This is a genomic window from Dokdonella fugitiva, assembly GCF_014138265.1.
GTDB lineage: Bacteria > Pseudomonadota > Gammaproteobacteria > Xanthomonadales > Rhodanobacteraceae > Dokdonella_A > Dokdonella_A fugitiva_A.
On record NZ_JACGXL010000009.1, the window covers coordinates 1 to 19,222 of the forward strand.

Consider the following 19,222-nt stretch of genomic DNA (forward strand, 5'->3'; position numbering starts at 1 on the left):
AGCGATTGCACAGCGCGCTGGGCAACCGCTCACCCGAAGACTTCGCCGCGCAGGCGGTGTCTAATTAGACTGTCCGAGAAACCCGGGGTGGTCCAGGTGCTTGCGCTGGACTGTGCTCCTGTCCGGACCTGCTCACTGTCGAATGTTCTTCCTTCGTGTCCTTCGTGTCCTTCGTGTTTCAATCTTTGCTTCTCACGCCAGGAAGGCGAACGCGAAGATGCCGAGCATCGCGAAGCAGATCGCGAGCTTGGCGATCGCGCCGACGAGGAAGCCGATCCACGCGCCGACGCCGACGCCGGTCGCCTTGCGCAAGGTGCCGCCGGCGACGAGTTCGCCGACGAGCGCCCCGACGAACGGGCCGAGCAGCAGGCCGGGCAGTCCGAAGAACAGGCCGAGCAGGGTGCCGAGCGCGGCGCCGATGACGGCATGGCGACTCGCGCCGACCTTCTTCGCACCGAGCAGGCCGGCGACGAAGTCGATGCCGAGTGCGATCACGGCGAGCGCGCCGAGCACGAACAGCGTGAATGCACCGACGTGGGCGAAGCCGTCGGTCCAGGCCGCGAGCAGCAGGCCGCAGAACACGAGCGGCACGCCCGGCAGCGCGGGCAGCACGGTGCCGACGAGACCGACGACGACGAGGATGACGGCGAGGACGTACCAGAGGGCGTGAAGGTCCATTCGGCGATCCGGTTCGGCGGTGCGGCCACTCTAGCCGATCCGGGTTTCGATCGTGCGCGCGCCGCAAGGCGCGAGTCGCTCGTCCTCACCGGGTTGTCCACGATGTGCTAGCAACGATGGGTGTGCGGTCGTGATGTGTTCAACCCTTCAAGGGGAGGGCTGGGTGGGGATGGTGTTGTTCGAGCGCCGCGCGATTGAAAACACCGTCCCCTCCCGACCTCCCCCTTGAATGGGGAGACTTCAAAGCGCGAAGCGTGGCGTCAGCCTGACGTTCTCGCTCTCATGCGCGATCGAGGCGGAACTCGATCGGCACCGTGCCCCACGCCGCGATCGCCTGGCCATCGCGCAGCACCGGCTTGAAATGCGCACGCTGCACCGCCTCGCGCGCGGCGTTGTCGAGATCTGCATGGCCCGAGCTGCGTGCGATCTCGATGCGCTGCACGTTGCCGCTCGGGTCGACGAGCACGCTGAGCAGCACTTCCCCCTGCTGGCGCGAGCGCAGCGCGGTCGCCGGATACTTGAGCTTCAGGGCGCCGTCGTAGGCGAGGCGTCGCGTTTCGCCGGTACCGGCGCCGTCGGCGACGTCGCTCGTCGCCGACGGCGTCGTCGGCTGCACCGGCGTGGCATCGATCGGCGCGGGCGGCGCCGGTACTTCGATCACGCTGCGTACCGGTACCGGTGGTGCCACCGGTGGCGGTTGCGGCGTCGCGTGATGCACGGGCGCACGCGGCGGTGGCAGCTGTTCCGGCGGAGGTGGCGGCACCGGCGGCGGCGTGTCGATGAGGCTCGCGGCCACCGGCCGCGATTCGATGCGCTCGACCTGCATCGCGAGCGGCACCGCGACCGCCATCGCGGCGACCGCGTGCATGAGGAAACTCGTGCTCAGCGCGGCGATGCGCTGCCAGTCGGGTTGCGGATGGTGTGCGGCTGCGCGGGTCGCCATGGTCGTGCCTCCTCCGGTAGTTGCGAAGGCGGTAACGCGGCAGCGTGCGCGGCGGGGTTGACGTCAGCGCGTGTCGCCGTCGGTCGGCGGCTCGCCCATCGCTCGCGCGAAGCGTTCCTCGAAACGGCCGAGCCTGCGTCCCCAGATCGGCAGGGTCAGGTTCGTCAGCTGCAGGAACAGGCGCCAGCCGACCAGCCAGAACGCGAAGAATGCAGGCGCGACGAGCGGCGTGCCGCGTTGCACGAACGCGTCGTCCGCATGCAGCGCGAACACGGCGATGAGCAGCGCGCCGCCGAGCAGGAAGGCCAGCGCGAACGGATAGGTGAACCCGTAGCGTGCGGTTTCGCGCGGACCGAAGGCGAGGTAGGCGTCGATGTAGTCGCCGCGGCGCACGACGTCGAGCAGCAGGAAGGCGGCCGTCGTCAGTGCCGCAACCGCCATCGAGCGGTGATCGAAACGTTGCAGCAACGGCGCGAGCCAGTCGTGCAGCGAAGCGCCCGTGGGTTTCGGCGCGACGCATTCGATCAGGCCGAGGCCGAGGCCGCCCCACACGACGGCGAGGTGGATCGCGTAGCCGAGCGCGGTGAGCGCGCGCGGTCGTTCGCCCCCCGATGGCGGCGCCGCCGTGGACAGCACGCGCGCGATCACTGCGACGCCGTAGATCGTGCCTTCGGCGAGGTAGAGCAGGATCACGTCGAGGGGTTGCAGCCGCCCGAGGAGCCACAACACGATCGGCAGCCCGCTGCTCGCGACGATGAGTCCGGCCTGGCTCCACAGCCGCGCCGACGGCGGCGGTTCGGGCAGCAGGTGCTGCAGGCCGCGCATCGTCGCCTTGTTCGATGCGGAGGCCTGCAGGAAACGCTGGTAATCGCGCGGTTCGGGCATGAGTCGGGCGTGCGACGCGGCAGAGTCGGTCGACCGTACCGGATCGCGCAGCGATCAGGCGTCCTTGGCCCCGAATGCATAGGTGCGACACGCGTCGGAGTCGTCGTCGAAGGAGTCCCGGCCGTTGGGATCGGCGGCGCGCTTGGCATCCCTCACGGCGTACAGGCGCTTCGCTTCCTCGCGATCGTGCATCTGGCAGGCGAACTGCGCGAACTCATGCCACGTCGCCGGCGCGGCGAGCTGGGGTTCAAGCACGCGAAAGCCTTCCTTCATCAGCGTCCAGTCCGCCTTCGTGTCCGCCAGGGTGTAGCGGCCCTGGTCCCAGGAGGCGAGCGAGTACAACAGCGGATACATGCCTTTGCCCAGGCGCTTGGCGCGCCGGGTCGCCGTCCGCGCCGCTTCGTCCATCGCCTCGAACGAGCCACCCCATTTCGGTTGTGCGAACTCCATCGGCAGGCGCGCGATGTCGACGCTGTCGGGCCAGTGTTTCGCAGCTTCGGCGACGAGCTTCTCGCCTTCGCGCGGATTGGAGGCCTGAAACGCATAGGTCGCCTTGAGCTGACACCAAGCCCCCGATTTGCGAACCTTCGGCGATGCTGCGTCGAGCGCCGCCATGGCCTTGCCGAGATTCTTGCGGAAAAGTTCCCATGCTTCTGGCGCCACCGTGGATGCGAATCCACTGCCGCGAGCAGCCCAGGCGCGCCTACCCCAGAGCATCGCTTCTGCCACTGCGGCGAAGCCGTCGTCTCCCTTGGCATCCTTCCAGCTCTGGATGATCGCCTGGGCTTGTTCGACCGGTTGGCGTAACCCGCCGTTCATCCCCTGTATCCAGGCTTCGAAGAAATAGTCGCCGGATTCGAACTGCGCGTTGGAGTATGCGAGGTCGTCCTCCGCGCGCTGGACCAGATCGAAGTCCGGATTCGCGAATAGCATGCGGACATGCTCGAGCGCGATGGAGTACGTCGGCCATGGCGGCGCCTCCGCACACTGCGTGCCCGGCAATGCATGTCCCCCGTAGGCGAGGCATTTGTTGGGCCGCATGTCCCATGGCCAATGCTTCGCGGCCGGCGCGGGGGATTGCGCGAACACCAGCGGAGCAGCCAGTGCGAAGAGGGCGAGCAGGGGCTTCATCGGTCTCTCCTTTGGTTTACGCGCGATCGTACCCAGCGCCCGCAACCGCGTTCGCGCGGGGCACGATCGTCGTGCCGCTGGTCGCGGCACACTCATGGCGAACGAGCGAAGCGAGGGAAGCGTCGGGCCTAGACGCGCCCCACCACCGGCAGCAGTGCGCCCGTCACCGCGGCAGCCTGGTCCGAGACGAGGAACAGGATCACCTCGGCGAGCTGTTCCGGTTTCACCCACTTGCCGAAATCCGCCTTCGGCATGTCGGCACGGTTCGGTGGCGTGTCGATGATGCTCGGCAGGATCGCGTTGACGGTGATGTTCGCGTCCTTGAGTTCCTCGGCGAGCGCCTCGGTGAGGCGCATCACGCCCGCCTTCGACGCGGCGTACGCGCCCATGCCGGCCGCGGCTTTCGTCGCCGCATTCGCGCCGACGTTGACGATGCGGCCTGCGGCGCTCTTGCGCAGGTGCGGTAGTGCGGCCTTGCTCGCCGCGGCTGCGGTGCGCACGTTGATGCGATAGAGCAGGTCCCAGGTGTCGATGCTGCCGTCGGCGAGCGTTTCCCAGCGGAACGCACCGGCGATGTTGACGAGTGCATCGAGGCCGCCGAGCGTGTTCGCGGCGTCGTCGATCGCCTTGCGCGCGCCGTCGCCGTCGGCGATGTCGGCGCCGCCGATCGCGACGACGCCGGCGTCGGCGAGGCCGGCCGGTGCGCTATCCGCGCGGTCGATCGCGGCCACCTTGGCGCCGGCTGCGCTCGCCACGCGCGCGACCGCCGCGCCGAGCGTGCCGAACCCGCCGGTGATCGCGATGCGCTTGCCCTGCACGTTCATGAAACCTCCTGCACCGACTTTGGAACGAACATCATAGTCGAGCGCGCCCGCATGCGGCGTCGCAGCACGGCGGCTGCGGCGTGTTAAGGCGCGATTGAGGCGGGCAGGACTAGCGTGCAATCGCGATTCCGCCCGGGTCCACATGCGACCGAGGAGGCAGCGAATGAAATTCCGCCAGGTTTTCTGCGCACAGGACTTCGCGACCGCCCAGGCGGCGATGCTCGCCGCACGCGCGGCGGGCGCCGACGACGAGGACATCTCGCTGATCGCGCGCGCGGACATCGAGATGGAGCGTTTGCCGCACGAACGGCTCGACACGTCCACCGACATGCTGCCGTCGGCGCTGCGCGGCGCCGGGCTAGGCGCCGCGCTCGGCATCTTCGGTGCGCTCATCGCGCTGCTGATTCCCGCGGTCGAGATGAACTTCGCAGGTGCCTGCCTCGTCGTGCTCGTCGGCGCGATGGTCGGCGCGTGGAGTGCCGCACTGGTCGGCTCGACCGTGCCGAACCACGTGCGCCGCAAATTCGAACGCGAGATCGACGCCGGCAACATCCTCGTCGTCGTCGACGACCAGCGCGACCACGAAGCGCAGGTGCGCGAGGCGGTGCGGCACGCGGGCGCGACGCCGCTGCCATTCCACGACGCGTCCGTGCTGAGCTGACAGCCGGGCGAGTCCCACCCATTTTTTTGGGCGGCTTCGATCGCGACCGCGTTATTGGGGACGCGCTCCGGTCGAAGTCCGCCTCCCTTCGAGCCTTCAATGTGCGCGCGAACGCTCGATCGCGCCGCGCACGAGCCGCGCCAGTACGCGTTCGCCGACCGACGCGGGTCGCTCGAGATCGAGCCGCGCGAGCAGCGCAGCATCCTCCGCGCGTCCGCCCGGTGCGAGCAGCGCCGCGACGAGCGACGGCCAGCGGCGCGGATCGCCGATGCGCGCCTTCAACCACAACAAGGCCGGCAGCACGCGCAGCTCGGTCGCGTCGAAGTCGCTGCCGAACGGGAACGCGGGCAGCAGGCCGGCCGCCTTCGCCGCGCGCAGGCGCTCGGCGAGCGCCTCCGGCGTGTTCGCACGCCACGCGTCGGGCACGCGGAAATCGCGAGGAAGCTTGCCGTTGCGCACGGCAGTCGCGGCGAGCTCGTCGACGAAGCGCGCGTCGGCGATCGCGAGCATCGCGCGCACGCACGCCTCGTCGGAGCGGCCGCGCAAGTCGGCGACGCCGTACTCGGTCACGTAGATGTCGCGCAGGTGGCGCGGGATCGTCGTGTGGCCGTAGCTCCAGCGGATGTTCGATTCGAGTACGCGCCCGTTCGTTCGCGTCGCGCGCAGCAGCAGCGCCGATCGCCCGCCCGCGAGCGCGTGCGCCATCGCGACGAAGTTGTACTGGCCGCCGACGCCGCTGACGACGCGGCCGTCCTCGAGCGCATCCGAGGTCGCCGCGCCGAGCAGGGTGGCCATCATGCAGGTGTTGAAGAAGCGCGCGTCGCGGCGTTGCGCGGCGTCGAGTTGTTCATGGCCGCCGTAGAGCTGGTTCACGTCCGACACCGCGCTCATCGCGAGCCCGGCGTAGTCGTCGCCGTCGAGCGCGCGCAGCCACGCGTAGAAATCCTTCGAGCCGAGGTAGAACGCACCCTTGAGGTAGTGCCCGCCACGCAACGTGGCCGGATCCACGGCGCGCCCGTCGGCGAGCGCGCGTTCGACCTCGAGGTCGTCATGCACGCGCCGCACGAGGATGCCGGCTTTGCGCAGGTGCATGAAGCCATCCATGATCATCTCGCTGGCGCCGTACAGGCCGCGCTCGAACGGCGCGACGCCGCCCCAGCGCGCGACGAGCGCGTCGTCCGCCGCGTCGCTGCCGCGCAACGCGGCGACGGCCGAGCGATAGTCGGCGTTGCGCTGCTGGCGCAGCAGCAGCGCCTGCACGATCGCGTCGGACAGCGCGCCGATGCCGATCTGCAAGGTGCCGCCGTCGCGCACGAGCGTGCTCGCGTGCAGGCCGATCGCGTACTCGGCGGGGTCGACCGCATTGCGCGGCAGCGCGAACAGCGGCTGCGCCGGCGTGCTGCCGTCGACGAGCCCGTCGAAGAACTCCGCGCCGACTTCGGCCGCGCCGCCGAGGAACGGCAGCTCCGGGTGCACGACGCCGATCACCAGCGGCCGGCGGCCGCCGTTCGCCGCGATCGCTTCGAGCACGTCGAGCGTCACGTCCGGGTTGCACGACAGGCTGTAGCGCGCGTCGGCACCGCTGCCACGCGCGGCGACGAGCTGCACGATCGCGTGCAGCCCGGCGCGCTCGGCGAGATCGCGTGCGACCGAGGTGTAGTTGATGCTCGCGTAGTCGCGCTGCGCACGCGCCGCGTGCATCATCGCGCCGGACTGGAAGTAGAACTCCTCGACGCGCACGTTCGCCGGCACGCGATCCGCCTTCATGTCGACGACGTAGTCGAGCCGCGGATAGTCCGCACCGAACTGGCGCGCGAGGAACGGTCCGAGGAAGCGCCGCTCGAGATCGGTGGCGGCTTCGGGCAGGTCGAGCGACAGTGCGGTGTAGAGCGTCAAGCGGCGTGTCGGATCGGCTTTGAATCGTGCATAGAGCGCATTCAGCAGGTGATTCGGCTTGCCCAGCCCGAGCGGGGCCGCGACCGCGACGCGCTCGCCGCCGCGCTGCACGATGCGTTCGACCGCATCGGCGATGGACAACGAGGCACTCGTCGCGTTCACGCGGGCTCCGTGGCCGGAATCGACGTGACGAAGCGTACCGCATGCGTGGCCGGATCGAGCGTCGTCGCGCGGATCCCGGCATGACGCATGCTTGCGCGAACTGCTCCTGAGGAGATCGACGCATGGGGAACCGCAGTCCGATCGGGTGCTTTCTCCCTCGGCGAACGGCATGATCGTGCCCGATGCGAGGAAGAGCCGGATCGACAGCTGGGAGGAACGGCATGAGGCGCTTGCTTGTCCTGGGATCGATCGTCGCCTGCGCTTCCTGCGCGTCGTCGACGATCGGCATGCGTCCCGACCGCATCGGAGTCGCAGCCCTCGTCGCGGACCCCGCGCACAGGGATGGCACCCGCGTGGACGTGGTCGGGCGGTTCGAATTCTCGCCCGACACGAGCGCCCTGTATGCCGATTCCGGCGGCGCGTCCGTTGCGCTCGACCTGCCGCGATCGGAAGCGGAGATGGTCGACCTCCAACGCAAGGACGGACACAGGCTGCGGGTGATCGGTATGTTCGACGCACGGTGGTGTTCGCATGCCTGCCTGGGCCGTGGGCACATCGGCAGCATCGAGCTGGTCGAGGAAGCGCGGGAATGACGCGACTACACGCCGGATCGTGGCTCTCGTTGCAGGGTCGAGCGATCGATCCGGGCGGCGCGTGCCGGGGCGGTGCCACGCGGCAACTCATGCGTCGATCAGGGTGACGCTCGCGGCGTCCCGCTGCCCGCATCGCCCAGTCGTGCTGCCTGCGCGACGAGGTAGTCGCGCTCCGGCGTACTCGCGGTCTTCGCCGCTGCGGCGAGGTAGTGCTCGATCGCGCGCGCGGGTTCGCCGGCACGCTCGAACAGGTGCGCGCGCACGGCGTCGAGTCGATGATGGCCGGCGATGCGCCGGTCCGTCGACAGCGCATCGAGTCGTTCGAGTCCCGCAGCGGGTCCGTGCACCATTGCCAGCGCGATCGCGTGGTTGAGCGCGACCATCGGGTTGTCGGCGAGGCGCAGCAGCACCGTGTAGAGCGCGAGGATCTGCGGCCAGTCGGTCGCGGCCGCGCTCTCTGCTTCGTCGTGCACGGCGGCGATCGCGGCCTGCAGTTGGTACGCGCCGACCGCGCCGCGTGCGAGCGTCGCCGAGATCAGCGCGACGCCTTCGTCGATGAGCGCGCGGTTCCATAGCCCGCGGTCCTGTTGGTCGAGCGGCACGAGTTCGCCCGCGGCGCCGGTGCGTGCGGGGCGGCGCGCGTCGGTGAGCAGCATCAGCGCCAGCAGGCCGGCGACTTCGCCCTCGCGCGGCAGCAGTGCGTGCACGTCGCGGGCGAGGCGAATCGCCTCGTCGGACAGGTCGGTGCGGTGCAGCGCATCGCCGCTGCTCGTCGCGTAGCCCTCGTTGAACACGAGGTAGAGCACGTGCAGCACCGCGTCGAGGCGCGCGGCACGCTCGTCTGCATCGGGCATCGCGAACGGCACGCCCGAATCGCGGATCGTCTGCTTGGCGCGGCTGATCCGCTGCGCCATCGTCGCTTCCGGCACGAGGAACGCGCGCGCGATCTCGGCCGTGGCGAGGCCGCCCACGGCGCGCAGCGTCAGCGCGATCGCCGACGACGGCGTGAGCGCGGGATGGCAGCACATGAACAGCAGCACGAGCGTGTCGTCGCGATCCACGGGGAAATCGCCGTCGTCGAACACGGGTTCCAGCGCCGGCGCTTCCCACAATGCGAGCAGCGTCTCGCGCTGCCGCCGGGCGAGCTCGCTGCGCACCTGGTCCGTCATGCGCCTGCCGGCGACGTGGATGAGCCATGCGCGCGGATTCTCCGGCCGCCCTTCCGTCGGCCACTGCAATGCGGCGGCGAGCAGCGCTTCCTGCACCGCGTCTTCCGACGCGGCGAAGTCGCCGTAGCGGCGCACGACGGCGCCGAGCACCTGCGGTGCGAGCTGGCGCAGCAGGGACTCGACGCCGGTGCGTTCCATCACGCGTCGACCGGCGGTGCGCTCATGACCTGGCGCACTTCGATCGGCATGTTGAGCGGTGCACCACCCTTGCCGGGCGCCGCCGATGCCTGCGCCGCGATCGCGTAGGCGCGCTCGGTGCTGTCGACGTCGACGATCCAGAAGCCCGCGAGGAACTCCTTCGCCTCGGCGAACGGCCCGTCGGTGTCGGGAGAGCCGTCGGCGCGGGCGCGCACGAGCTTCGCTTCCTCCGGTCCCGCGAGTCCCTGCGCGTCGACGAGCTCGCCGGCCGCCTTGAGCTGCGCGTTGAGATCCATCATGAAGCGGATGTGCGCCTGGATGTCCTTCGGCGGCCAGGTGCCGATGCCCGCGGTCGACCAGCCCGCCTTCGGCGCGTGCATCATGAGCATGTATTTCATGGACTTTCCTCCTTTCGAGCCGACCGGAATGGCTGGCTTTCACGGGTAAGTCGGAGCCGGGCCCGCGTTCTCTACATGCCCGGCGAAAAAAGATGGAGCGATCGAGGTTACGTCGTCGTCGGCGAGCGCGTCCACGCTACGCGTCGCGGCCGCTTTCGCACGGCGGAGTCTGCCCGTACGCGGGCGGCCTGACACCGGCGCGCCGGGCGCTGCTTCGCGCCAAATTGCATGCCAGCAGTAAACGCATTCGCCGGACGATGTCTCAAAGCCGCGCCGTCCGGCGTACGTCGACGCGTGCGGGCGGCGTGCGCTGCAACCTCGTACATCGCGCGTAGGAGATTTCGTACACACGAAGGAACGGTGCGGTCACGAACGCGCGCGATAATGCGACCTCGCACGAATGGAATTTTGCACAGTGCGGATCGGGAGCTCGCCGCGATCCGCACGAAATCGGCACGTCGCGGACGCGGCGACCGGCATCGGCGGGTGCGGGAACACCACGATCCGTGGTGGGAGCTGCAATGATCGGGCGGTCTCGGCAGTTCAATGCGATGCTCGCGCAGCTGCACCGTTTCGCCGCGTGCGGCGCGCCCGTGTTGCTCGAGGGGGAGACGGGCACCGGCAAGGAGCTCGCCGCGCGCGCGATCCACTATGCCGGGCCCCGGCGCGACAAGCCGTTCGTGCCGGTCAACTGCGGCGCGATTCCGGACACGCTCGCCGAGAGCGAGCTGTTCGGCCATCGACGCGGTGCGTTCACCGACGCGCGCAGCGAGCAGCCCGGGCTCATCGAACACGCGCGCGGCGGCACGCTGTTCCTCGACGAGGTCGACAGCCTGTCGCCGAAGGCGCAGGTGACCCTGTTGCGCTTCCTGCAGGACAGCGAATACCGCCCGGTCGGCGGCGGGCCGACGCGCGCGGCGGACGTGCGCATCATCGCCGCGACGAACGCGTCGTTGCAGGCGCTCGTGGTACTCGAACGCTTCCGGCGCGATCTCTACTACCGGCTCAATCCGTTGTACGTGCGCCTGCCCGCGCTGCGCGAGCGCGGCGTCGACATCGCGCTGCTCGCCGAACATTTCCTCGAGGCTTCGGTGCGGCGGCTCGGCCTCGACGCGAAGCGCTGGAGCGACGATGCGCTGCACGCGCTGCAGGCGCACGCATGGCCCGGCAACGTGCGCGAACTCGAGAACGTCGTGTTGCGCGCGTGCCTCTGCGCCGACGGCGACGAAGTCGGCGTGCGCGAGATCGGCGCGGCGGAGCCGGCGCTGCTCGCGCGCGTGCCGCGCGAGCGAATCGAAATCGATGCGATCGACGACGCCGACGACGACGGCATGCTCGAGGCCGTCGCCGATTCGCGTGGCGCCTATTTCAGCGGCAGCTTCAGCGCGGCGAAGGCGTCCGCGATCGCCTCGTTCGAACGTGGCTACCTGACCGAGCTCATGCGCCGCACCTCCGGCAACGTCAGTGCGGCGGCGCGCCTGTCGTGCATCGAGCGCCGCCAGCTCGGCAAGATGCTCAAGCGCCGCGGCATCGAGAAGGGCGACTTCCGCGAGGGTTGATCGCTCCGGGCCGTGCATCATGCCCGCAGCCGAGGATCCGCGTCCGGCCCGAATGTCGAGCCAGCGTCGTGCGCGCGTGTGCGGCGCGCGGCGTGCTACTACCTCAGGCGCCAAGGCGCCCTGCCGCTTCGTCCGCTTCCGCCGCGCGTCGCCGCGCATGGGTCGCGCGCGACCCGGAACGTTCGCGCCGCGGGTCGCCGTTGCCCCGGGTTGCGTAGTCCGCAAAGTATAAAAAACGCCGCTGTGATGCGCCGCGCGGGTGGCTTCGCGCGTGGCACGCCGTTTGCGTTACCCGGTGCATGTGTGCGTGGAGGGGCCGGCGTGAGTGATCGCAGCGAAGGCGGTTCCGACGGCACGGGCCAGGAGATCGAGATGACGGTCGTGAGCTACCTGCGCAGCCATCCCGAGGCGGCGGACACGCTCGAAGGCATCGTGTCGTGGTGGCTGCCGCTGCAGCGCTACGCGCTCGAAAAGGCGCGCATCGAGGCGGCGCTCACGCGCCTCGTCGACGCCGGCGTGCTGAGGCGCGACCCGCTTCCCGACGGCGAGAAGCTCTATTCGCTGGTGACCGACGCGCGACACACGACCCGCGGGCAATGACGGCGGCCACGGCCGCGAAGACGAAGGAGATGACTATGCCAGCTGCGCTCACTTACCCCGGCGTGTACGTCGAGGAGATCCCGAGCGGCGTACGCACGATCACGGGTGTCGCGACCTCGATCACGGCGTTCGTCGGCCGCGCACTGCGCGGCGCGGTGAACGAAGCGATCGTGATCAACAGCTATGCCGACTACGAACGCGAGTTCGGCGGGCTCTGGCTCGACGGCAGCATGAGCTTCGCGGCGCGCGACTTCTTCGCCAACGGCGGCCAGAAGGGCGTGATCGTGCGTCTCTTCCACGCCGCCTACGCCGACGCCGACATCCCGGCGACGAGCGCAGCGGCGAAGAGCGTGGCCGACGCCGCCAAGGGCGCCGCCAACGCCGCCGCCGCCAAGGCCGCGGCGAAGACCGCGTCCGACGCGATCACCAACGACGCGGGCAAGTCGGCGGCGGAGAAGGTGGCCGCGAAAGCCGTGCTCGATGCCGTCGCCGCGCTCGCCGACACGGCGACCACGGCCGACATCGCCGCCGTGGCGGACGCGGCAGCCGCGCCGGCGAGCGTGCTCGCGAGCGCGCGCATCGTCGACGAGGGCAACACGTTCCGCTTCGTCGCGGCGAACCCGGGCAAGTGGGGCGCGGGCCTGCGCGTGGAGATCGACGGCAATACGTCGAAGGACTACGCGCTCGCGCTCGGCCTCGGCGCGAACGACCTGTTCAACCTCGCCGTCATCGACGTCGGCAGCGGTCGCAGCGAGCGCTTCCTCAACCTCAGCACCAAGGCGAGCGCGCGGCGCGTCGACAAGGTGCTGCTCGACGAGTCGGACCTGATCCGCTGGGATACGGCGGCGGTCGACCTCGACGGCGCGGCGCCGACCGTGCCGGCAGCGCTGCACACCAGGAACGCGGACGGCACCTGGCCGGTGCTGCGCGACGCGGTGCGCAAGCTCGAATGGGAGCTCGCCCAGCTCAAGGCGAAGGTCGTGCCCGACACGGCCGCGATCGCCGCCAAGCAGGCTGCGTTGTCGGCCGCGATGCAGGCCGCGCTCGATGCGGTGACCGACGGCGGCCAGGTCGACATCAACGACTTCCTGCCCGACCAGGGCGAGGCGAACAAGCTCGGCATGTACGCGCTCGAACAGCTGTACGCGCGCGACGAGCTGTTCAACCTGCTTTGCCTGCCGCCGTACACGCCGACCTCCGCGGTCGGCTTCGACGCCGACGTCGACGCCAACCTCGTCGCGCGAGCGGCCGCGTACTGCGAGAAGCGGCGCGCGATGCTCATCGTCGACCCGCGCTCGAACTGGGACAGCAAGACCGCGGCGATCGGCGAGTTCACCGACGCGACCACCGAGAAGGTCGGCACGCGCAGCCGCAACGCGGCACTGTTCTTCCCGCACGTCGTGATGCCCAATCCGCTGCGCGGCAACCAGCTCGAGTCGTTCGTGCCGAGCGGCGTCGTCGCCGGCATCTTCGCGCGCACCGACGCGCAGCGCGGCGTTTGGAAGGCCCCCGCCGGCATCGACGCCTCGCTCGCCGGCGTGTCGATGATGGGCGTGCCGCTCACCGACGACGAGAACGGCGACCTCAACCCGCTCGGCATCAACTGCCTGCGCAGCTTCCCGGTCTACGGCCGCGTGCTGTGGGGCTCGCGCACCTTGCGCGGCGCCGACGCGTTCGCCGACGAATACAAGTACATCCCGGTGCGGCGCACCGCGCTGTACATCGAGGAGAGCCTGTATCGCGGGCTCAAGTGGGTCGTGTTCGAGCCGAACGACGAGCCGCTGTGGGCGCAGATCCGCCTCAACGTCGGCGCGTTCATGCACAACCTGTTCCGCCAGGGCGCCTTCCAGGGCCGCTCGCCGCGCGAGGCGTACTTCGTCAAGTGCGACTCCGAAAGCACGACGCAGAACGACATCAACCTCGGCATCGTCAACATCATCGTCGGTTTCGCGCCGCTCAAGCCGGCCGAGTTCGTCGTGATCAAGCTGCAGCAGATCGCCGGCCAGATCGAAGTGTGAGGAGACCGCCATGGCCCAGTTCAAAGCCAATTCGACCCGATTCGATCCGTACAAGAACTTCAAGTTCCGCGTCGTGTGGGACAAGCACACGGTCGCCGGCGTCAGCAAGGTCAGCTCGCTCAAGCGCACGACCGAAGTGGTCAAGCACCGCGAGGGCGCCGATCCGAGCAGCAGCCGCAAGTCGCCCGGTCGCACCGAGTACGAGGCGATCACGCTCGAGCGCGGCGTCACGCACGATCCCGACTTCGAGCAGTGGTGCAACAAGGTGTGGAACTACGGCGCCGGGCTCGGCAAGGAGGTCTCGCTGAAGGATTTCCGCAAGAACATCCAGATCGAGATCTTCAACGAGGCCGGCCAGCTCGTGCTGCGCTACAACGTGCATCGCTGCTGGGTGTCCGAGTACCAGGCGACGTCCGACCTCGACGCGAACGGCAACGCGGTGCTGATCCAGCACCTCAAACTCGAGAACGAGGGCTGGGAGCGCGACTACGCGCTGGCCGAGCCGACCGAGGAAGCGTTCGACGAACCGCCGCTGGTCGCCTGACGCGCCGCCATGCGCATCCCGTCCGACAGCGACCTGCTCGACGCGTGCGAACGAGGGCGCGGCGCGACGCCGGTCGCGCGCGCACTGCTGTTGCTGCGGGCGGCCTGCCCGGAGCACTCGTACGACGAACTCGCGCGCTTGCCGCTCGGTCGCCGCAACGCGCTGCTGATTGCGTTGCGCGCGCGCTGCCTCGGCGACGCCATCGTCGGCGTCGCACCGTGCCCGCGCTGCGGCGCGACGGTCGAGATCGCGTTCGATGCAGCCGATTTCGGCGTCGGCTCCGATGCGGACGCAGACAGCACCGAGGCGGCCGAATACGAACTGCGGTTCGGCCCGTATCGCGCTCGCTTCCGCCTGCCGAACAGCGCCGACCTGCGCGGCCTCGACGAGGCCGGCGACGCGCTCGCGATCGGTCGCGAACTCGTGCGGCGCTGCGTCCTCGACGTGCGCCGCGGCAGCGCGGCGTGCGCGGACGCGCAATGGCCGACCGCGCTGGTCGAGGCCATCGCCGAGCGCTTCGGCGAGCTGGATCCGCACGCGGACATCACGCTCGCGGTGCATTGCGCCGACTGCGCGCATGCCTGGCAGCAGGCGTTCGACGTCGGCGAATTCCTCTACGGCGAATTCGCCGCGCGCACGCGGCGTCTGCTCGACGAGATCGTCCGCCTCGCGAGCGCGTTCGGCTGGACCGAAGGCGAGATCCTCGCGCTGCCGGCGGCGCGCCGGCAGAGCTACCTCGAGCGGCTGGAGGGCTGACATGCTGCGCGCACTCGGCCATCTCGCCGCACGCGAACTCGGCATCGCGCGCACCGATGCGGTGCCGTTGCTCGCGCCGCGACTGCCGTCGCGCTACGAGGCGGTCGAGGCGGCCGCGCCGACGCCGGTCGACGCGGACGCCCCGCACGACGCGGCGCGCCGACCGGTCGTCGACCGGTCGGCGGCGCCGCTCGCCACGGCGAGCGAGCGGATCGACGCGGCACCAGGCATGGACGGCGAACGCGTCGCGCCGACAGACGCCCCCGCATCGGTGCCCGCGGTCGTCGTACACGAAGTGCGCAGGCCCGTGCCACAACCCGACCCGGTGCCACGCGTGGTCGTCGTGCCGTCGCCGCGGTCGCCCGCGTCGACCGAGCGCGAAGCCGCTGCCGCAGTCGCGCCGCTCGCATCACCGCGAACCGCCGAGCCCGCGCGTGGCGATCGCGAACCACCGACGCACGGTCGCGATGAGGCATCGCACGCGCTGCCGCCGTCGCAACCGCGTGCGAAGACACCCGCGCGCGACGACACGTCCGGCCCGCGCGAAGGCGCCGCGCTGCAACCGCTGCTGCCGCCGCGGATGCCCGTGCGCAGCACGTTGCCGACGGCGGCCGCGCCGGTCCACGTCACGATCGGCCGCATCGAAATCCGAGCGGCCAAGGACGCGGCGGCGGAACCGGCATCCGGCGCCCGTCGCGCGAACTCGCCGAGCCTCGCCGCCTACCTGCGCCGGCGCAGCGAAGGAGGGCGCTCGTGAGCAGCCCGCTTGCCATCGCCACGGTCACAGCGACCCTGCTCGACCTGCTCAACGACGGACTCGTCAACAACGACCTCTCCGCAGTCGGCAGCTACAAGGTCAGCGCGATGCCGCCGGACCGCGTGTCGACCGGTGCGCAGGAGCCGAATCAGATCAACCTGTTCCTCTACCGCGTCTCGCCGAACAGTGGCTGGAGCAACGTCGGCCTGCCGTCGCATGCGGCGAACGGTGACCGGCTCGCCAATCCGCCGCTCGCGCTCGACCTGCACTACCTCATGACCGCGTACGGCCAGCAGGATCTCGCCGCCGAAGTGCTGCTCGGCTACGCGATGGAACTGCTGCACGACATGCGTGTGCTGCCGCGCGGCGCGATCCGCAAGGCGCTCAGCCCGGACAACCCCGTCACGCAGGCGCTCGCGCTCACCGACGCGCAGGGCCGCAGCGCGGCCGACCTCGCCGAACAGATCGAACAGATCAAGCTCGCGCCGAACTACCTCGGCTCGGAGGAACTTTCCAAGCTGTGGACGGCGATGCAGGCGCGCTATCGGCCGAGCATGGCCTATACCGTGTCGGTCGTGCTGATCCAGGGCGTGAAGGCGACGCGCGACGCATTGCCGGTGCTGCGCCGCGGCCCCGAGGATCGTGGCGCGCAGGCGTCGACCGGCATCAAGCCGCCACCGCCGAGCATGCCGACGCTGCTCACGCTCGTCATCCGCGACGCGGCGAACCGGCGCAGGACCGCAGCGGAGCTCGCCGACACGCTCGTGCTCGACGGCGTCAATCTCGCCGGCGACACGGTCACCGCGCAGTTCCGCCACGCGCTGCTCGCGGCGCCGATCGAACGGCCGCTCGACGCGGGCGCGACGGCGTCGAGCGTGCGCGTGACCTTGCCCGATCCCGCGGTCGACGCGACCGCGGCGACCGACTGGCCGGCCGGCAACTACACGATCACGCTGCGCATCCAGCGCGCGGGCAAGCCCGATCGCTACACCGACGCGCTGCCGTTCGCACTCGCGCCGCGCCTGCAACCGCCGCTGCCGATCGCCGCCGCGCGTGCGGCCGACGGTTCGCTCGCGCTCGCCCTCGACGTGCTGCCGCAGGTGTGGCCGGGCCAGCGCGCATACCTGCTGCTCGGCGGCGACGGCTACGCGGCGCCGGCGCCTGCGGCGAAGACCGGCACCTTGTCGTTCGCGATCCCGCACGTGGAGCCGACCGAAACCCCGCTGCCGTTGCGCGTGCAGGTCGACGGCGTCGACAGCGTGCTCGTCACCGACGTCGACGCCTCGCCGCCCGCGTTCGATCCCGACCGGAGCATCACGATCACATGAGCACGAAGAGCGAGTGGGAACGGGCGAACCAGGCCTACCTGTCGGCCGCATTGCAATGGCTGCGCGTGCGGCTCGCGCAGGCGAGTCCGGCGACCGTCGCGAGTGCCGCGCCGGTCGTCGCGTCCACCGCGCCCTCGTGGTGGCGGCGTGGCGCAGGCATCGCGCCGGCGGTGGCGCCGACGACGCCTGCAGCGATCCCCGATGACGGCGCGGTCGCCGCCGCGCGCGCGGCGATGGCGTCCGCCGAGGAATCGACACCGCCGCCGGCGCTGCGCCTGCTCGCCGACGCGTGCGGGCTGTCGACGTTCGAGCGGCAGACCCTGCTGCTGTGCGCCGCGCTCGAGATCGACAGCGGCTTCGCCGCCGCGTGCGCGCGTGCGCAGGGCGACCTGGCGAAGCCGCATCCGACCTTCGCGCTCGCGCTCGCCTTGCTCGAGGAGCCGAGCTGGGAAGCCCTCGCGCCCGAGCGGCCGTTGCGCGCGCTGCGCCTGATCGAGATCGCGCCGTCGGGCAGTCAGGCGCTGATTGCCGCGCCACTGCGCATCGACGAGCGCGTCGCTGCGTTCCTCAAGGGGCTCAATTACCTCGACGAACGCCTCGCCACGCTGTGCTCGCCGATCGAGGAACTCGCCGCGCCGGCGTCCGATGCATTGCCGCTCGCACAGCAAGCGGTCGTCGATGCATTCGAGCACGGCGTGCGTTCCGGCGCGTCGCTGCTGCACCTGCACGGCGCGAGCGCGCGCGAGCGCCTGGCGCTCGCCGGTTCGCTCGCGCAGCGACTCGGCCTCGGCGCGCTCACGTTGCCGGCCGACGTGCTGCCCGCACGCGGCGTCGAACTCGATGCATTCATCCAGTTGTGGCGGCGCGAGAGCCTGCTGCTGCCCCTGCTGCTGGTGGTCGAACTCGCCGACGGCGAGACCGCACCGGACGCGGTGTGCGCGCGCGTGCAGCGGCTCGCCGCGCGCATCCACGCGCCGGTGGTCGTGTCGGCACAGGATGCGCTCGGCAGCCTGCCGCCGGAGACGCTCGTCGGCGAAGCGCGTCGCGCGAGCGCGGGCGAACAGCGCGCCGCGTGGCAACACGCGCTCGTCGCGCTCGGCGACGACGCGGAAGCGCTCGCTGCGCGCATGGCGGGACAGTTCGATCTCGATTTCGCCACGATCGCCGCGACCGCCGAACACGCGCTCGCCGAAGGCGACCGGACGGCGCTGGCCGCGCGTCTGTGGTCCGCCTGCACGCAACGCGCGCGCCCGGCGCTGCGGCAACTCGCGCGGCGCATCGAGCCGCGCGCGGACTGGGACGCGCTCGTGCTACCCGCCCACGAGAAGGAGCAGCTTCGGCGCATCGCCGAGCAGGTGCGCCAGCGCGGTCGCGTCTACGACGACTACGGCTTCCGCGCGCGCAGCCACCGCGGCCTCGGCATCACCGCGCTGTTCTGCGGCGAGAGTGGCACCGGCAAGACGCTCGCCGCCGAGGTGCTCGCCGGCGAGCTCGGCCTCGCGCTCTATCGCATCGATCTCTCCGCGGTCGTCGACAAGTACATCGGCGAAACGGAGAAGAACCTGCGGCGCGTGTTCGACGCGACCGAGGACGGCGGCGCGATCCTGTTCTTCGACGAGGCCGACGCGCTGTTCGGCAAGCGCAGCGAAGTGCGCGACAGCCACGACCGCTACGCGAACATCGAGATCAACTACCTGCTGCAGCGCATGGAAGCATTCACCGGCCTGGCGATCCTCGCGACGAACATGAAGCACGCGCTCGACGTCGCGTTCATGCGGCGCCTGCGTTTCGTCGTGAACTTCCCGTTCCCGGGCGCGGCGGAGCGGCGCGCGATCTGGGCGTCCGCGTTCCCCGCGGCGACGCCGCGCGACGGCATCGACCTCGACCAGCTCGCGCGCATCAACCTCAGCGGCGGTTCGATCCAGAACGTCGCGATGAACGCGGCCTTCCTCGCCGCCGAGGGCGGCGCGCCGGTCGACATGCCGCACCTGCTCGACGCGGTGCGCATGGAGATGCGCAAGCTCGAGCGTTCCACCCACGGCGCGCGCGCGCCGGCCACCGCGCCGCGCGCGGTGCAATGAGGACGCGACCGTGGCGCAGGCGAACACGCGCGACCTCGACG

At 70.5% G+C, this 19,222-nt stretch carries 18 protein-coding genes; 10 read left to right on the plus strand and 8 right to left on the minus strand.

Annotation, left to right across the window (positions count from 1 at the left end; translation table 11 throughout):
* Positions 1–192 precede the first annotated feature (192 nt).
* From FHW12_RS20665 to FHW12_RS20685, 5 genes are all read right to left on the minus strand, one after another.
* Positions 193–678: a DUF456 domain-containing protein gene (locus FHW12_RS20665; protein ID WP_182532973.1), complete on the minus strand. Its 486-nt coding sequence runs from the start codon at positions 676–678 to the stop codon at positions 193–195.
* A gap of 280 nt (positions 679–958) precedes the next feature.
* The gene (locus FHW12_RS20670) at positions 959–1,621 is read right to left on the minus strand and encodes an energy transducer TonB (RefSeq protein WP_182532974.1); all 663 of its coding nucleotides are present in this window, start codon (positions 1,619–1,621) and stop codon (positions 959–961) included.
* A 63-nt stretch (positions 1,622–1,684) separates the two neighbouring features.
* Positions 1,685–2,506 carry a hypothetical protein gene (locus FHW12_RS20675; protein WP_182532975.1) on the minus strand — a complete coding sequence of 274 codons (822 nt, stop codon included), beginning with the start codon at positions 2,504–2,506 and terminating at the stop codon, positions 1,685–1,687.
* Between the two features lie 54 nt (positions 2,507–2,560).
* Complete coding sequence (locus tag FHW12_RS20680) at positions 2,561–3,637, minus strand: DUF4034 domain-containing protein (protein ID WP_182532976.1); 1,077 nt, start codon at positions 3,635–3,637, stop codon at positions 2,561–2,563.
* 128 nt (positions 3,638–3,765) lie between these two features.
* Positions 3,766–4,461, minus strand: coding sequence for an SDR family NAD(P)-dependent oxidoreductase (locus tag FHW12_RS20685; protein ID WP_182532977.1), 696 nt, complete (start codon positions 4,459–4,461; stop codon positions 3,766–3,768).
* A 163-nt stretch (positions 4,462–4,624) separates the two neighbouring features.
* On the opposite strand from FHW12_RS20685, the gene FHW12_RS20690 reads away from it, so the two are divergent.
* Positions 4,625–5,122, plus strand: coding sequence for a hypothetical protein (locus tag FHW12_RS20690; RefSeq protein ID WP_182532978.1), 498 nt, complete (start codon positions 4,625–4,627; stop codon positions 5,120–5,122).
* A gap of 96 nt (positions 5,123–5,218) precedes the next feature.
* Here the strand turns inward: FHW12_RS20690 and FHW12_RS20695 are convergent, their stop codons facing one another.
* Positions 5,219–7,180 (minus strand): acetyl-CoA hydrolase/transferase C-terminal domain-containing protein, encoded by a 1,962-nt coding sequence (locus FHW12_RS20695; protein ID WP_310735311.1) that lies wholly within the window; start codon positions 7,178–7,180, stop codon positions 5,219–5,221.
* A 221-nt stretch (positions 7,181–7,401) separates the two neighbouring features.
* Here FHW12_RS20695 and FHW12_RS20700 point away from each other — a divergent pair, with 221 nt between their 5' ends.
* Positions 7,402–7,773, plus strand: coding sequence for a hypothetical protein (locus tag FHW12_RS20700; protein WP_182532980.1), 372 nt, complete (start codon positions 7,402–7,404; stop codon positions 7,771–7,773).
* A gap of 98 nt (positions 7,774–7,871) precedes the next feature.
* Here FHW12_RS20700 and FHW12_RS20705 read toward each other — a convergent pair whose 3' ends face one another.
* Both FHW12_RS20705 and FHW12_RS20710 read right to left on the minus strand, forming a co-directional pair.
* Positions 7,872–9,140, minus strand: a complete 1,269-nt coding sequence (locus FHW12_RS20705; protein WP_182532981.1) for an RNA polymerase sigma factor — start codon at positions 9,138–9,140, stop codon at positions 7,872–7,874.
* Positions 9,140–9,538, minus strand: coding sequence for a YciI family protein (locus FHW12_RS20710; protein ID WP_182532982.1), 399 nt, complete (start codon positions 9,536–9,538; stop codon positions 9,140–9,142). Before FHW12_RS20710 ends, FHW12_RS20705 begins: the two co-directional genes overlap by 1 nt.
* Before the next feature lie 521 nt (positions 9,539–10,059).
* Here FHW12_RS20710 and FHW12_RS20715 point away from each other — a divergent pair.
* The 8 genes from FHW12_RS20715 (at position 10,060) to FHW12_RS20750 (ending at position 19,181) form a co-directional block, all read left to right on the plus strand.
* Positions 10,060–11,097: a sigma 54-interacting transcriptional regulator gene (locus tag FHW12_RS20715; protein ID WP_182532983.1), complete on the plus strand. Its 1,038-nt coding sequence runs from the start codon at positions 10,060–10,062 to the stop codon at positions 11,095–11,097.
* Between the two features lie 321 nt (positions 11,098–11,418).
* Positions 11,419–11,697 carry a hypothetical protein gene (locus FHW12_RS20720; RefSeq protein ID WP_310735312.1) on the plus strand — a complete coding sequence of 93 codons (279 nt, stop codon included), beginning with the start codon at positions 11,419–11,421 and terminating at the stop codon, positions 11,695–11,697.
* 35 nt (positions 11,698–11,732) lie between these two features.
* Positions 11,733–13,715: a phage tail sheath family protein gene (locus FHW12_RS20725; RefSeq protein WP_182532984.1), complete on the plus strand. Its 1,983-nt coding sequence runs from the start codon at positions 11,733–11,735 to the stop codon at positions 13,713–13,715.
* Between the two features lie 10 nt (positions 13,716–13,725).
* A complete protein-coding gene (locus tag FHW12_RS20730; RefSeq protein WP_182532985.1) occupies positions 13,726–14,259 on the plus strand; it encodes a phage tail protein in 534 nt (177 codons plus the stop codon).
* A gap of 9 nt (positions 14,260–14,268) precedes the next feature.
* Positions 14,269–15,015, plus strand: a complete 747-nt coding sequence (locus FHW12_RS20735) for a hypothetical protein (protein WP_182532986.1) — start codon at positions 14,269–14,271, stop codon at positions 15,013–15,015.
* Between the two features lies 1 nt (position 15,016).
* The gene (locus FHW12_RS20740; protein ID WP_182532987.1) at positions 15,017–15,772 is read left to right on the plus strand and encodes a hypothetical protein; all 756 of its coding nucleotides are present in this window, start codon (positions 15,017–15,019) and stop codon (positions 15,770–15,772) included.
* Positions 15,769–17,100, plus strand: a complete 1,332-nt coding sequence (locus FHW12_RS20745; protein WP_182532988.1) for a DUF4255 domain-containing protein — start codon at positions 15,769–15,771, stop codon at positions 17,098–17,100. The genes FHW12_RS20740 and FHW12_RS20745 overlap by 4 nt, the downstream gene beginning before the upstream one ends.
* Positions 17,097–19,181 carry an AAA family ATPase gene (locus FHW12_RS20750; protein ID WP_182532989.1) on the plus strand — a complete coding sequence of 695 codons (2,085 nt, stop codon included), beginning with the start codon at positions 17,097–17,099 and terminating at the stop codon, positions 19,179–19,181. The genes FHW12_RS20745 and FHW12_RS20750 overlap by 4 nt, the downstream gene beginning before the upstream one ends.
* The last annotated feature ends 41 nt before the right edge of the window (positions 19,182–19,222 follow it).

Bases quoted from the DNA above. Each gene is read 5' to 3' on its own strand.
- FHW12_RS20705 (WP_182532981.1), bottom strand. From the start codon at position 9,140: ATGGAACGCACCGGCGTCGAGTCCCTGCTGCGCCAGCTCGCACCGCAG.
- FHW12_RS20740 (WP_182532987.1), top strand. From the start codon at position 15,017: ATGCTGCGCGCACTCGGCCATCTCGCCGCACGCGAACTCGGCATCGCG.
- FHW12_RS20700 (WP_182532980.1), top strand. From the start codon at position 7,402: ATGAGGCGCTTGCTTGTCCTGGGATCGATCGTCGCCTGCGCTTCCTGC.
- FHW12_RS20680 (WP_182532976.1), bottom strand. From the start codon at position 3,637: ATGAAGCCCCTGCTCGCCCTCTTCGCACTGGCTGCTCCGCTGGTGTTC.
- FHW12_RS20685 (WP_182532977.1), bottom strand. From the start codon at position 4,461: ATGAACGTGCAGGGCAAGCGCATCGCGATCACCGGCGGGTTCGGCACG.
- FHW12_RS20715 (WP_182532983.1), top strand. From the start codon at position 10,060: ATGATCGGGCGGTCTCGGCAGTTCAATGCGATGCTCGCGCAGCTGCAC.
- FHW12_RS20670 (WP_182532974.1), bottom strand. From the start codon at position 1,621: ATGGCGACCCGCGCAGCCGCACACCATCCGCAACCCGACTGGCAGCGC.
- FHW12_RS20690 (WP_182532978.1), top strand. From the start codon at position 4,625: ATGAAATTCCGCCAGGTTTTCTGCGCACAGGACTTCGCGACCGCCCAG.
- FHW12_RS20750 (WP_182532989.1), top strand. From the start codon at position 17,097: ATGAGCACGAAGAGCGAGTGGGAACGGGCGAACCAGGCCTACCTGTCG.
- FHW12_RS20725 (WP_182532984.1), top strand. From the start codon at position 11,733: ATGCCAGCTGCGCTCACTTACCCCGGCGTGTACGTCGAGGAGATCCCG.
- FHW12_RS20735 (WP_182532986.1), top strand. From the start codon at position 14,269: ATGCGCATCCCGTCCGACAGCGACCTGCTCGACGCGTGCGAACGAGGG.
- FHW12_RS20710 (WP_182532982.1), bottom strand. From the start codon at position 9,538: ATGAAATACATGCTCATGATGCACGCGCCGAAGGCGGGCTGGTCGACC.
- FHW12_RS20730 (WP_182532985.1), top strand. From the start codon at position 13,726: ATGGCCCAGTTCAAAGCCAATTCGACCCGATTCGATCCGTACAAGAAC.
- FHW12_RS20675 (WP_182532975.1), bottom strand. From the start codon at position 2,506: ATGCCCGAACCGCGCGATTACCAGCGTTTCCTGCAGGCCTCCGCATCG.
- FHW12_RS20665 (WP_182532973.1), bottom strand. From the start codon at position 678: ATGGACCTTCACGCCCTCTGGTACGTCCTCGCCGTCATCCTCGTCGTC.